Raw genomic sequence first — 12,479 nt, 5'->3', positions numbered from 1 at the left:
AAGCATTCCGACGACCAGTGACTTGACGGAGATCGCTTACAGGTCTCAACCAGATGGTGCCGGATGGTGCGAGCGAACGAGAAGCACCGGGAGCCGGATGATCGTCCAGGCGGTGCGGAAGTGGTGCGAGGAGCCTGAATCGGTCTAGATAACACGAAAGCTCAGCTCGGGGAAACTGTCCCTGAGCTGAGCTTTCTCATCGGAGCGGGTGACGGGAATCGAACCCGCGCTCTGAGCTTGGGAAGCTCATGTTCTACCATTAAACTACACCCGCGAGGAGCCGCTCGATCCCCGGCTCAACGCCGGACACTCTACCCCATCACCGACCCCCGCCGCACAGGCTGAGGGGTCTTTTTGCTGCTCCGGGACGGGGTGGGGGCCGTCTGGGCAAGGGAGTTGGGGCGTAGCGTGGGGTGAGGGGAGGCCCTCGGAGGGCTGTCGGTTTGATCCCCTAATGTGGCTTTCGTCGACCACGTACTTGGGGAGAGGAAGCGATGGAGGCCACCGTCGTTCAGTGTGCCGAAGGGCATGTGTTCAGTACCTCGACGTTCCCGATGCAGAACCTGCGGAGCGGGCGCATCGGTCCCGGGCGGCTGCTTCGGTGTCCGCGGTGTGCACGGCTGCGGCAGGCGGTGCCCGTGGCGGCACCGGCGACGGAGCGCGGGCCGGTGCCCGGTGCTCCGGTCGTGCCCCGGCCCGTACGCCGCGAGCACTAGGCAGGGCCGTACGCGAGCAGCGCGCGAGCATCTCGGTGCGGACAGTATGCGGCAAGTATCCGGACAAGTGGGGCAGTTCGGCGTTCGCCTGGATGTGGGGCCGGTTCGATTGGGCCGGCCCCTTGCCGTGCGCGTAGTCTCTGGCCGTGCTTCTCTCTGACAAGGACATCCGGGCGGAGATCGACGCAGGCCGGGTGCGGATCGATCCGTACGATCCCGCGATGGTGCAGCCCTCCAGCATCGACGTCCGACTGGACCGCTATTTCCGGGTGTTCGAGAATCACCGGTACCCGCACATCGACCCCGCCGTCGAACAGCCCGATCTGACAAGGCTGATCGAGGCGCAGGGCGACGATCCGTTCATCCTCCACCCCGGCGAGTTCGTGCTGGCGTCGACGTACGAAGTGGTCACGCTGCCGGACGACATCGCCTCCCGCCTGGAGGGGAAGAGCTCGCTCGGGCGGCTCGGCCTGCTGACGCACTCGACCGCGGGCTTCATCGATCCGGGCTTCTCCGGGCACGTGACCCTGGAGCTGTCGAACGTGGCGACGCTGCCGATGAAGCTCTGGCCGGGGATGAAGATCGGGCAGCTGTGCATGTTCCGGCTGACGTCGCCGTCGGAGCATCCGTACGGCTCGGCGCTGCACGGCTCGCGCTATCAGGGGCAGCGGGGGCCGACGCCGTCGCGCTCGTATATGAACTTCCACCGGACGCAGGTCTGACCGGATCGATCAAGAGGGAGGCACGGGCGTGAGCGGCGCAGAGCGGGAGAACCTGACGTATCCCATGTTCGGGCAGGCGGTACGGGAGTTGGCGCAGGCCGTCGCCGACGACGGGTACGACCCGGACATCATCCTCTCCATCGCGCGCGGCGGCCTCTTCGTCGCAGGCGGGCTCGGCTATGCGCTGGACGTGAAGAACCTGCACGTGACGAACGTCGAGTTCTACACCGGCGTCGGCCAGACCCTCGACATGCCCGTCATGCTGCCGCCGGTGCCCAACGTCGTCGACCTGAGCCGCAAGAGGGTGCTCATCGCGGACGATGTCGCCGACACGGGGCGGACGTTGAGGCTGGTGCACGAGTTCTGCGCGGAGCACGTCGCCGAGGTGCGCAGCGCGGTGATCTACGAGAAGTCGCACTCCGAGATGAAATGCGAGTACGTGTGGCGGCGTACGGATCAGTGGATCAACTTCCCGTGGAGCGTGGAGCCTCCGGTCGTACGGCGCGACGGGCAGACTCTCGACGCCTGACGCCCCACCTTGCCGGCGCCCGGCGCCGCGCCCGTACGGACGTCTCACTCCCGGGTGCCGTGCCATGTCGGGCGCGCGATGCCGGTCGCGACCAGGATCTGCTGCCCCGTCTCCGTGTTGCCGATGTGCGTGGCCATCGTCATGGCGGCGTGCGCCTCGTCGACGCTCGCCTCGGGGGGTATGGCGAGCAGCGAGAGGTCGCCGAGGCCCCCGCAGGAGACGAGGATCGTGTCGTCCCCGAGGGGGAACCAGTCGATGTGCATGAGGCGCCCCTCGACGAAGAGGGGTTCGCCGAGCCCGTCCCAGGCGTCCGCGTCCAGGCCGATGCCGTCGATAGGCCCCAGATGCTCGCTCAGCACGGCGACGAGTCCGGGCAACTCCGCGTGTACGTCGCGGGAATGGGGCCACCAGGCACCGTCGAAGAGCCCTTCCCCGGAGGGCTCGGACTTCAGGCGGAGTGCCAACAGGCCCGGTTCCACGGGGAGATGGAGCGCGCTGAGTGCCGAGAGATCCACGATCGGTCTGTTCGGTTCCGTGTCCGCGCTGCCCGCTATGTGGACGCGAGGTGCGTCGGGAGCAGCGGGCGCGTCGGATACGGCCGGTGCCGTACCCGGGGTGCTCGGTCCGACAGACATGGTGTCCGCCCCTCTGTCGCCCGGTGAGTCTGGCGCGGCGGACAGCCCGAAACCGCTTCGAGCCCGACTGCCGCAGGAATGGGCGTTTTCGCCCATTTTTTCCCAGAGTACTACCGGCGAGTCCCGTGCCCTTGTGCCTTGTCGGCGGCCCTTCTACCTGCGAAGACGCCGGGTCCAGGCTTCGAGAGGCGGACGGTCGGGGGTGGGTGTGATCTTCCCGAGGCTCTCCCAGCCCCACGAGGCGAGCGCGCCGCGGGCGGGGGCGTCCTCCTGGTCGATGAGCGTGACGGCGAGGTGGATGCCGGACGCCGTGAGCAGGTGGTCCTGGAGGCGCGAGGCGACGCCGCGCCGCCGGAAGGACGGCAGCACCATCAGCTCCGTCATCACGAACGCGCGGCCGGACGTGGTGAGTTCGGCCATCTCCGCGGGCACCTCACCGTGAAGACCGTGCCACCACTCGTCCGTACGCTCCGGCCGGTAGCCGTAGACGCTGCCGACCAGTGCGCCGGCCGCGGTCGCGATCACCATCTCGAAGCCGGTGCGCTGGGCGTGGTCGCCGAGGCGGCGCAGATACTCCTGCCGGTCGTGGAACTGCTCGCCGGCGGTGCCGCGGTACGCCTCGACGTACAGGTCGGCGACCGCCTCCCGCTCCCGGTCCGCCTGCCACCGGCTGAGCCGCCGCAAGAACACCTCGGTCATGTCTCCGCCCCCTCCCCGCACCGGCCGCCCCCTGCGGTACGACCGGCACTGACCGATTCTGACCGGCGGTGACCAGGCACCCACAAGGTGAAGCTGAAAATACTGAGAATACTTCGTTTCCGGGGATTACGGCCTGATCGATCCCGTTGCGAAGTGGGCGTTCCCATCGGGGAGTTGCGGGGGCGGGCAGGGTGCGCGGGGAGCGTCGCGCGCAGGAGCGCGCACCCGGAGCTGTGTTTCGCGGGAGAAATGGGCACCCGCATCCCGTACGTACGGTTGTGCGCGCTCACGCACACCATGCGCGCAGGAGAGGGGCGACCATGCTGGACATCCTCGTCACCGTCGGCGTGATCCTGGTGCTGATCGCGCTGGCAGCGCTGCTGCTGCACCTGATCAACACGCACCACGAGCAGCGGATCGCGGCCGCGCACTACGAGCGGTTCCACCCGGGAGACCCGCCGCGCCCGCACAGAAGCGAGCGGGAGGGGGAGAAGGGCCGGGACGAGGCCCGGAGGCGGGACGAGGGCGGCGGCGGGCCTCCGTCAGGGGAGGCTTAGCCCGCTCCGCGGGCTCCAGGCGCTCCGCGGGCTCCGGGTCTTCCAGAGCCACACGGCCCGCCGGCTCAACGTCGCGGCGGGCCCGACGAACGTCCGCTCAGAGCGTGCCCAGCTTGATCAGCACCAGCAGCGCCACGAGCTGCACCGCAGAGGCGCCCAGCGCCCGCGGCCACCGGATGTCGTGGGAACGGCTGACCATCATCGTGAACAGCGCGCCCGAGGCGACCCAGGTCGCCCACCCCAGCACCTGGACGATCGGCGCCGTGCCGCCCAGGAAGAGGGCGACGAGGAGGCGGGGCGCGTCCGTCAGCGACATGATCAGCATCGACAGGCCGACCGTCGGACCCCACGCGCCGTCGCCCCCGAACTGGCGGGCGAGGGTGTGCGTCACCGAGCCGAGGATGAGACCGGCGAGCACCACGGCGATGCCCGTGCTCAGTACGTACGGGATCGCGCTGGACAGCGTCGCGTGGATGACCTCCTCGCGGCCCTGGTCGAGGCCGAATATGGCGAGCAGCCCGTACAGGAACGTGACGATGATCGCCGGGCCCCACACGTTGTGGTCGCGCATCTGCCAGAAGGTCGCGCTGGGCCGCAGCAGGATGCCGCTCAGCAGATCCCGCCAGTGCAGCCGCGGGCCGGAGGGCGGTGCCGGTCGGCCGTAGCCGTAGCCGTCGTCGGGGCCGTAGCCGCCCGCCGGTCCGTACGGGTCGGGGACGGTGAAGGACCGCGTGTTGCCGGCGGAGTTCGCATAGGGGTCGGGGCCGCCGCCCGGCCCCTGGCCGGGACCCGCGGCGTAGGGGCCGGGGCCGAACCGGGGACCGCCCGCGCCCGGGCCGCCCTGACCCGGACCGGGGCCCTGCCCGTAGCCCGGCTGTGCGCCGCGCTGACCGCCGAAGTACTCGGGTTCGCCGTGGCCGCCGCCGCTGCCCGGCCACTGCTGTGGCGGCCGTTGTCCGTACGCCCCCTGACCGGGGCCCGGAGCTCCCTGCCCCGGTCCCTGAGGTCGGCGGTACTGCCCTTGCTGTTGCGCGTTCCGGGACGAGCCCCGGCCGCGTCCGATCCTGAAACCAGCCACGTCCTCGAACGTACCTTGTCCGCGGGCCGGTAACGCCGGGCCTGTGGGAATGGGAGCGGCATTGTGGCAGATCCGGTACAACCCGTAAGGCGCTCCCCTAAGGGCCTGTCATCGAAGGTCCGTGATCACGGGCCCCGTCCGCCCTCAGTTGCCCGGCAGCTTCACCGCCAGCGTCACCACCGCGCCGGACTCCGGGCCCGCCGGTTCGACGCTGAGCCTGTCTGTGACGAGGCGCGCGAGCCACAGGCCCCGGCCGGCTGTGGCTCCGGCGACGCCGGGTGCCAGTTCGGGGATGACGTCCTCGGAGAAGCCGGGGCCGGAGTCCTCCACGCGGCACTCGAGCTCGCCGGCGAGGTGACGCATCACCAACCGGCCGGTGCCCCCGGCGTGTTCGACCGCGTTCGTCGCCACGGCGTCGACGGCGACTACGAATTCGCCTCTGCGGGGCTCGGCGAGCCCGGCGGAGGCAGCGCACTCCTCGACCTCGATGCGGATGCGCGGGAGGTCGCGAGAGGTGAAGTGAAGCCGGCACAGGCGCTCGTTGGTCAGCATGCGCCCATCTCCTCGACGGTGGTCGGCGTACGGACCGGGCGCTCCCCCTGCCTGTGTGACGTACGGGCCCGGTCACTTGTGCCCCGCACGGTATCCGGCGATCTGCCCCGAGTGCCGGTGGCTAAGCGCCTGTTGCGGGCGAGGCCCGGCCGGACAGGGACATCGGGCGCGTCCCGTCTCGCGGAGACACGGGGGGCCTGGCAGGTCTCCACCGCCACGTCACCGCCGTCCAGCAACCGGGGTCGCCTCCCTCCGCTTCCGGTCCTTCGTCACCGGCATTTCTGCTGCTGGTCAGCGAGGCTAAGGCGCAGGGTGCCGGTTGGGTATCCCCCGAAGGGGATTGACGTGTGAAGAACGCTAAGTGACTGAATACGAACGGAGCTTGCCACAAACGAACGGAGCCTGCCGTTGTGGGTGACAAGCTCCGCTCATATCCATCTATTCGACCCCGCGGTATGGGACGTCGAGCGCCGGGCGGCGCCGCTACTTCGCCGGTTCGGGCTCCGTGGTCTCCTCCGCCTCCGGCTCATCCGACGGGCCGTCGTCACCGGGCGTACGTACGGAGTCCAGCAGCAGTTGGGCGACGTCCACGACCCGCAGATCCTCCTTGGCCTGGTTTCCCGTGGCGGAGCCGCCGTCGGCTGCCGCCTTCTTGCCGTTGACGGAGTCGGTCAGCATGACGAGGCAGAACGGGCAGGCCGTCGAGACGATGTCCGGATTCAGCGAAAGCGCCTCGTCCACGCGCTCGTTGTTGATGCGCTTGCCGATGCGCTCCTCCATCCACATGCGGGCGCCGCCGGCCCCGCAGCAGAAGCCGCGCTCCTTGTGGCGGTGCATCTCCTCGTTCCGCAGGCCCGGCACCTTGCCGATGATCTCGCGCGGGGGCGTGTAGACCTTGTTGTGGCGGCCCAGGTAGCACGGGTCGTGGTACGTGATCAGGCCCTCGACGGGCGTGACCGGCACCAGCTTGCCCTCGTCGACGAGGTGCTGGAGCAGCTGGGTGTGGTGGATGACCTCGTAGTGGCCGCCCAGCTGCGGGTACTCGTTGGCGAGGGTGTTGAAGCAGTGCGGGCAGGTCGCGACGATCTTCTTCTTCGACTTCTCGACCGTCACGCCCTCGTCTGTTTCCTCCCCCGGAGCGGACTCGCCGAAGGCCGCGTTGAGCGTGGCGACGTTCTCCTCGCCGAGCTGCTGGAAGAGGAACTCGTTGCCGAGGCGGCGGGGCGAGTCGCCGGTGCACTTCTCGTCGCCGCCCATGATCGCGAAGTTGACGCCCGCGATGTGCAGCAGCTCCGCGAAGGCCTTGGTGGTCTTCTTCGCGCGGTCCTCCAGGGCGCCCGCGCAGCCGACCCAGTAGAGGTAGTCGACCTCGGTGAGGTCGTCGACGGTCTTGCCGACGACGGGCACCTCGAAGCCTGTCGCCTCCGCGAGCTCCTTCGTCCACTCCAGACGCTGCTTCTTCGCGAGGCCCCAGGGGTTGCCCTTCTTCTCCAGGTTCTTCAGCATCGTCCCGGCCTCGCTCGGGAACGCGCTCTCGATCATCACCTGGTAGCGGCGCATGTCGACGATGTGGTCGACGTGCTCGATGTCGACGGGGCACTGCTCCACGCACGCGCCGCACGTCGTGCACGACCACAGCACGTCCGGGTCGATGACGCCGTTCTCTTCCGCGGTGCCGATCAGCGGCCGCTCGGCCTCCTCGAGGGCGGCCTTCGGCACGTCCTTCAGCTGCTCCTCGGTGGCCTTCTCCTCGCCCTCCATCGTCTTGCCGCCGCCGGCGAGCAGATACGGGGCCTTGGCGTGCGCGTGGTCGCGCAGCGACATGATCAGCAGCTTCGGCGAGAGCGGCTTGCCGGTGTTCCACGCCGGGCACTGCGACTGGCAGCGGCCGCACTCCGTGCACGTGGAGAAGTCGAGGATGCCCTTCCAGGAGAAGTGCTCGACCTGCGAGGCGCCGAACTGCGTCTCCTCGCCGCCCTCTTCGTCGAAGACCGTCTCGAAGTCGATGGCCTTGCCGCCGGACGTCATCGGCTGGAGCTCGCCCAGCGCGGTGCCGCCGTCCGCCTCGCGCTTGAACCAGATGTTGGGGAACGCGAGGAAGCGGTGCCAGGCCACGCCCATGTTGGTGTTGAGCCCGACGACGATCATCCACACGAACGAGGTGCCGATCTTGATGAGCGCGACCAGGTACGTCAGGTTCTGGAGCGCGGTCACGCTCAGCCCCTTGAAGGCGGCCACCAGCGGATACGACACCAGGTACGAGGCCTCGTAGCCGTCCACGCCGTGCAGCGCGCCCTCCAGCCCGCGCAGTACGAGGATGGCCACGCCAATGGTGAGGATGACGTACTCGACGAAGTACGCCTGGCCCGCCTTGGATCCGGCGAAGCGCGACTTGCGCCCGGCGCGCGAGGGCAGGCTCAGCAGCCGGATCACGATGAGCGTGGCGATGCCGAGCGTCGTCATCAGCCCGAGGATCTCGGTGAAGATCTCGTACGGCGCCCACGTGCCGATGAGCGGCAGCGTCCAGTCCGCCTGGAAGAGCTGCCCCAGCGCGTGTACGAGGGTCAGCACGAGCGCGAAGAAGCCGATGGCGACGAACCAGTGCGCGAAGCCGATGACGCCCCATCGGTTCATGCGGGTGTGGCCGAAGAACTCGCGGGCGACGGTGAGCGTGCGCGCTGCCGGGTCGTCCGTGCGCGTGCCCTCGGGCACGGGCTGTCCGAGCCTGACGAAGCGGTAGATCTGCGCGATGGCGCGCGCGAACAGCGCGATGCCGACCGCGGCCAGCACCAGCGAAACGACGATCGCGGCGAGTTGCATGAGGGCTCCTCGGGCGGCCTTCGGGCGAGACCTGATCGGGTGGCGTACTAAGCGGTAACTTATCTGATCCGTACGAGACTACCCACTCCACGGCATCCCCTGGTACCCGGGCGCGCGGTGATCTGCGTCGCGGGGCGCCCGGCGCGCTCCGAGCGCCCGTCCGGTGCGGACCGAGGTACGCGTCGTCGCTGGTCGGAGGCGGGTGCGCATAAAGAGGGCATAAGAGTTGAGCGGCCCCCACTCAGGTCAGTTGACGGGATCGAATCGGCCAGGCACTCTTGAGTCAGCTTCACTCAAGAGATCAGCTGGAGGAAACCGAAATGGCACGTGCGGTCGGCATCGACCTGGGCACGACGAACTCCGTCGTCAGTGTTCTCGAAGGCGGTGAGTCCACCGTCATCACCAACGCCGAGGGCGCCAGGACAACGCCGTCCGTTGTGGCGTTCGCGAAGAACGGTGAGGTGCTCGTCGGCGAGGTGGCCAAGCGGCAGGCTGTCACGAACGTCGACAGGACGGTCCGGTCGGTCAAGCGCCACATGGGCACCGACTGGAAGATCAACCTGGACGGCAAGGACTTCAACCCGCAGCAGATGAGCGCCTTCATCCTTCAGAAGCTGAAGCGCGACGCGGAGTCCTACCTCGGCGAGAAGGTCGAGGACGCCGTCGTGACCGTCCCGGCGTACTTCAACGACGCCGAGCGGCAGGCCACCAAGGAGGCCGGCGAGATCGCGGGCCTCAACGTGCTGCGCATCGTCAACGAGCCGACGGCCGCCGCCCTCGCCTACGGGCTGGAGAAGGAAGACCAGACGATCCTGGTCTTCGACCTCGGCGGCGGCACCTTCGACGTCTCGCTGCTGGAGATCGGCGACGGCGTCGTCGAGGTGAAGGCCACCAACGGCGACAACCACCTCGGTGGTGACGACTGGGACCAGCGCATCGTCGACTACCTGGTCAAGCAGTTCCAGTCCGGGCACGGCGTCGACCTGTCCAAGGACAAGATGGCGCTTCAGCGTCTCCGCGAGGCCGCGGAGAAGGCGAAGATCGAGCTGTCGAGCTCGACCGAGACGAACATCAACCTCCCCTACATCACGGCTTCGGCCGAGGGCCCGCTGCACCTGGACGAGAAGCTCACGCGCTCCCAGTTCCAGCAGCTGACCGAGGACCTGCTGGAGCGCTGCAAGACCCCGTTCCACAACGTGATCAAGGACGCCGGGATCCAGCTGTCCGAGATCGACCACGTGGTGCTGGTCGGCGGTTCCACGCGTATGCCCGCCGTCGCGGAGCTGGTCCGCGATCTGACCGCCGGCAAGGACGCCAACAAGGGCGTCAACCCGGACGAGGTCGTCGCCATCGGCGCGAGCCTCCAGGCCGGTGTGCTCAAGGGCGAGGTCAAGGACGTCCTGCTGCTGGACGTCACCCCGCTGTCCCTCGGCATCGAGACCAAGGGCGGCATCATGACCAAGCTGATCGAGCGGAACACCACGATTCCGACGAAGCGTTCGGAGACCTTCACGACGGCCGAGGACAACCAGCCGTCCGTGCAGATCCAGGTCTTCCAGGGCGAGCGCGAGATCGCCGCGTACAACAAGAAGCTCGGCATGTTCGAGCTGACGGGGCTGCCGCCGGCGCCGCGCAACGTGCCGCAGATCGAGGTCACCTTCGACATCGACGCGAACGGCATCATGCACGTCTCCGCGAAGGACCTCGGCACCGGGAAGGAGCAGCGGATGACCGTCACCGGCGGCTCGGCGCTCCCGAAGGAAGACATCGAGCGCATGATGCGCGACGCCGAGCAGTACGCGGACGAGGACGCCAAGCGCCGCGAGTCCGCCGAGACGCGCAACCAGGCCGAGCAGCTCGTCTACACGACCGAGAAGTTCCTCAAGGACAACGAGGAGAAGGTCCCCGGCGAGATCAAGACCGAGGTCGAGAGCGCCGTCGAGGACCTGAAGGAGAAGCTCAAGGGCGAGGACACCGCGGCGATCCGCGAGGCCAGCGAGAAGGTCGCGGCCACCAGCCAGAAGCTCGGTCAGGCCATGTACGCGGATGCGCAGGCCGCGCAGGGCGAGGCCGGCGCGCAGGGCGGTGCCGAGGGTGCCGCGGGCGCCGGTGAGGCCAAGGCCGACGGCGACGAGGACGTCGTCGACGCGGAGATCGTGGACGACGAGCAGAAGCCGAAGGATGGTGCAGCGTGACGGAGGAGACTCCGGGCTTCGACCAGGAGCCCGACGTCCCCGCCGACGCCGTACAGCCCGATGACGCTGCGGCGCAGGCCGCCGGACCCGTCCCCGCCGAGGAGGCGGGGGGTCCGGCGGAGCCGGCCGGGGACGTGACCGACAACGAGCAGGAAGGCCAGCCCGGACCGGAAGCGGCGCAAGGTCAGAACGCACAGGAAGCGGCGCTCACCGCTCAGCTCGACCAGACCCGGACGGCGCTTCACGAGCGGACGCAGGATCTGCAACGGCTCCAGGCGGAGTTCCAGAACTACCGCCGCAGAGTCGAGCGCGACCGTGCGGCCGTGAAGGAGGTCGCGGTGGCGAACCTCCTGACGGAGCTGCTGCCGGTGCTCGACGACATCGGCCGGGCCCGTGACCACGGCGAACTCGTCGGCGGCTTCAAGTCGGTGGCCGAGTCGCTGGAGATGGTCGCGGCCAAGATGGGTCTGATGCAGTTCGGCAAGGAGGGCGAGCCCTTCGACCCGACTGTGCACGAGGCGCTGATGCACTCGTACTCGCCCGACGTCACGGAGACGACGTGCGTGCAGATCCTTCAGCCCGGGTACCGAATCGGCGAGCGGACGATCCGCCCCGCGAGAGTCGGGGTCGCCGAGCCGCAGCCGGGTGCCCAGGGCGCGAGTGGTGAGGAGTCCGCCGACGAAGAGGAGAACGGTGGCCCCGAGCAGGGCTGACCAGTGCGACAAGCCTGATCACGGCAGCACACGCGGGCACGGCACCGGGGAGGAGGGACGCCGCGGATGAGTACCAAGGACTTCATCGAGAAGGACTATTACAAGGTCCTCGGCGTCCCGAAGGACGCCACCGAGGCCGAGATCAAGAAGGCGTACCGCAAGCTCGCCAGGGAGAACCACCCCGACGCCAACAGGGGCGACGCCAAGGCCGAGGAGCGCTTCAAGGACGCCTCCGAGGCGTACGACGTGCTCGGTGACGCCAAGCGCCGCAAGGAGTACGACGAGGCTCGCGCCCTGTTCGGCAACGGGGGCATCAGGACCGGCGGTCCCGGTGGTCCCGGCGGTCCGGGCGGATTCAACTTCGACCTGAGCGACCTCTTCGGAGGCGGTCAGCCCGGAGGCACCGGCGGCCCGGGCGGCGCCGGCGGCTTCGGCGGCGGTCTCGGCGACGTCTTCGGCGGCCTGTTCAACCGCGGCGGCGCCGGTACGCGCACACAGCCGCGGCGCGGCCAGGACATCGAGTCCGAGGTGACGCTCAGCTTCACCGAGGCGGTCGACGGGGCCACGGTCCCGCTGCGGATGTCCTCCTCGGCGGCGTGCAAGGCGTGCGCCGGCACGGGCGACAAGAACGGCTCGCCCCGTGTCTGCCCGACGTGTGTGGGCACCGGCCAGGTCTCGCGCGGCGGCGGTGGCGGCTTCTCCCTGACCGACCCCTGTGTCGACTGCAAGGGCCGCGGGCTCATCGCCCAGGACCCCTGCGACACGTGCAAGGGCTCGGGCAGGGCGACGAGTTCGCGCACCATGCAGGTCCGTATCCCCGCGGGCGTCAGCGACGGGCAGCGCATCAGGCTGCGCGGCAAGGGCGCACCGGGCGAGCGCGGCGGTCCCAACGGCGACCTGTACGTGGTCGTGCACGTGGACCGGCACCCGGTCTTCGGCCGCAGGGGAGACAACCTGACCGTCACCGTTCCCGTCACCTACCCGGAGGCGGCGCTCGGCGGCGAGATCAAGGTGCCGACGCTGGGCGGCCCGCCCGTCACGCTCAAGCTGCCGCCGGGCACCCCCAGCGGCCGTACGATGCGGGCCCGCGGCAAGGGCGCCTACCGCAAGGACGGCACGAAGGGCGACTTGCTGGTCACCATCGACGTATCAGTTCCGAAGGATTTGAGCGAGAAGGCGAAGGGCATCCTGGAGACCTACCGCGAGGCGACAGCCGCGGAGGATCCGCGAGCCGCGCTGTTCAAGGCCGCGAAGGGAGACTGA

12 protein-coding genes and 1 tRNA gene are annotated in these 12,479 nt (G+C 69.1%); 7 read left to right on the top strand and 6 right to left on the bottom strand.

From position 1 onward, the window contains the following. Nucleotides 1–203 precede the first annotated feature (203 nt). Nucleotides 204–274 (bottom strand) — tRNA-Gly (locus QQM67_RS22260). 220 nt (nucleotides 275–494) lie between these two features. Here QQM67_RS22260 and QQM67_RS30715 point away from each other — a divergent pair. From QQM67_RS30715 to QQM67_RS22250, 3 genes are all read left to right on the top strand, one after another. After that, a complete protein-coding gene (locus tag QQM67_RS30715) occupies nucleotides 495–716 on the top strand; it encodes a hypothetical protein (protein WP_399067357.1) in 222 nt (73 codons plus the stop codon). Between the two features lie 146 nt (nucleotides 717–862). Then, complete coding sequence (gene dcd, locus QQM67_RS22255) at nucleotides 863–1,438, top strand: dCTP deaminase (protein WP_314175790.1); 576 nt, start codon at nucleotides 863–865, stop codon at nucleotides 1,436–1,438. Between the two features lie 64 nt (nucleotides 1,439–1,502). Continuing rightward, complete coding sequence (locus tag QQM67_RS22250) at nucleotides 1,503–1,967, top strand: phosphoribosyltransferase family protein (protein WP_399067446.1); 465 nt, start codon at nucleotides 1,503–1,505, stop codon at nucleotides 1,965–1,967. Between the two features lie 44 nt (nucleotides 1,968–2,011). Here QQM67_RS22250 and QQM67_RS22245 read toward each other — a convergent pair whose 3' ends face one another. Beyond that, the gene (locus QQM67_RS22245; RefSeq protein WP_314175788.1) at nucleotides 2,012–2,482 is read right to left on the bottom strand and encodes a DUF5994 family protein; all 471 of its coding nucleotides are present in this window, start codon (nucleotides 2,480–2,482) and stop codon (nucleotides 2,012–2,014) included. 273 nt (nucleotides 2,483–2,755) lie between these two features. Continuing rightward, on the bottom strand, nucleotides 2,756–3,301 hold the full coding sequence (locus tag QQM67_RS22240; RefSeq protein WP_314175787.1) for a GNAT family N-acetyltransferase: 546 nt from the start codon (nucleotides 3,299–3,301) through the stop codon (nucleotides 2,756–2,758). 320 nt (nucleotides 3,302–3,621) lie between these two features. Between QQM67_RS22240 and QQM67_RS22235 the strand changes: the two genes are divergently transcribed. Further along, entirely contained in the window at nucleotides 3,622–3,858 is a 237-nt protein-coding gene (locus QQM67_RS22235; RefSeq protein ID WP_314175786.1) for a hypothetical protein, read from the top strand. Nucleotides 3,859–3,955: 97 nt separating this feature from the next. Here QQM67_RS22235 and QQM67_RS22230 read toward each other — a convergent pair whose 3' ends face one another. From QQM67_RS22230 to QQM67_RS22220, 3 genes are all read right to left on the bottom strand, one after another. Next, entirely contained in the window at nucleotides 3,956–4,936 is a 981-nt protein-coding gene (locus QQM67_RS22230) for a Yip1 family protein (RefSeq protein ID WP_314175785.1), read from the bottom strand. A 144-nt stretch (nucleotides 4,937–5,080) separates the two neighbouring features. Then, nucleotides 5,081–5,488: an ATP-binding protein gene (locus tag QQM67_RS22225; RefSeq protein ID WP_314175784.1), complete on the bottom strand. Its 408-nt coding sequence runs from the start codon at nucleotides 5,486–5,488 to the stop codon at nucleotides 5,081–5,083. Between the two features lie 483 nt (nucleotides 5,489–5,971). Further along, nucleotides 5,972–8,308, bottom strand: a complete 2,337-nt coding sequence (locus QQM67_RS22220; protein WP_314175783.1) for a (Fe-S)-binding protein — start codon at nucleotides 8,306–8,308, stop codon at nucleotides 5,972–5,974. A gap of 320 nt (nucleotides 8,309–8,628) precedes the next feature. Between QQM67_RS22220 and dnaK the strand changes: the two genes are divergently transcribed. From dnaK to dnaJ, 3 genes are all read left to right on the top strand, one after another. Then, nucleotides 8,629–10,503 carry a molecular chaperone DnaK gene (dnaK, locus tag QQM67_RS22215; RefSeq protein WP_314175782.1) on the top strand — a complete coding sequence of 625 codons (1,875 nt, stop codon included), beginning with the start codon at nucleotides 8,629–8,631 and terminating at the stop codon, nucleotides 10,501–10,503. Continuing rightward, nucleotides 10,500–11,216, top strand: coding sequence for a nucleotide exchange factor GrpE (grpE, locus tag QQM67_RS22210; RefSeq protein WP_314175781.1), 717 nt, complete (start codon nucleotides 10,500–10,502; stop codon nucleotides 11,214–11,216). Before dnaK ends, grpE begins: the two co-directional genes overlap by 4 nt. Before the next feature lie 66 nt (nucleotides 11,217–11,282). Continuing rightward, nucleotides 11,283–12,479, top strand: a complete 1,197-nt coding sequence (gene dnaJ / locus QQM67_RS22205) for a molecular chaperone DnaJ (RefSeq protein ID WP_314175780.1) — start codon at nucleotides 11,283–11,285, stop codon at nucleotides 12,477–12,479.

It is taken from the genome of Streptomyces winkii (assembly GCF_032248595.1).
GTDB lineage: Bacteria > Actinomycetota > Actinomycetes > Streptomycetales > Streptomycetaceae > Streptomyces > Streptomyces winkii.
This window is presented reverse-complemented; position numbering and strand designations above follow the sequence as displayed.

What these genes read in the sequence shown, in the direction of transcription:
- QQM67_RS30715 (WP_399067357.1), top strand. Translation starts at nt 495, where the DNA reads ATGGAGGCCACCGTCGTTCAGTGTGCCGAAGGGCATGTGTTCAGTACC.
- QQM67_RS22250 (WP_399067446.1), top strand. Translation starts at nt 1,503, where the DNA reads ATGTTCGGGCAGGCGGTACGGGAGTTGGCGCAGGCCGTCGCCGACGAC.
- QQM67_RS22240 (WP_314175787.1), bottom strand. Translation starts at nt 3,301, where the DNA reads ATGACCGAGGTGTTCTTGCGGCGGCTCAGCCGGTGGCAGGCGGACCGG.
- QQM67_RS22235 (WP_314175786.1), top strand. Translation starts at nt 3,622, where the DNA reads ATGCTGGACATCCTCGTCACCGTCGGCGTGATCCTGGTGCTGATCGCG.
- QQM67_RS22225 (WP_314175784.1), bottom strand. Translation starts at nt 5,488, where the DNA reads ATGCTGACCAACGAGCGCCTGTGCCGGCTTCACTTCACCTCTCGCGAC.
- QQM67_RS22220 (WP_314175783.1), bottom strand. Translation starts at nt 8,308, where the DNA reads ATGCAACTCGCCGCGATCGTCGTTTCGCTGGTGCTGGCCGCGGTCGGC.
- dnaK (WP_314175782.1), top strand. Translation starts at nt 8,629, where the DNA reads ATGGCACGTGCGGTCGGCATCGACCTGGGCACGACGAACTCCGTCGTC.
- dnaJ (WP_314175780.1), top strand. Translation starts at nt 11,283, where the DNA reads ATGAGTACCAAGGACTTCATCGAGAAGGACTATTACAAGGTCCTCGGC.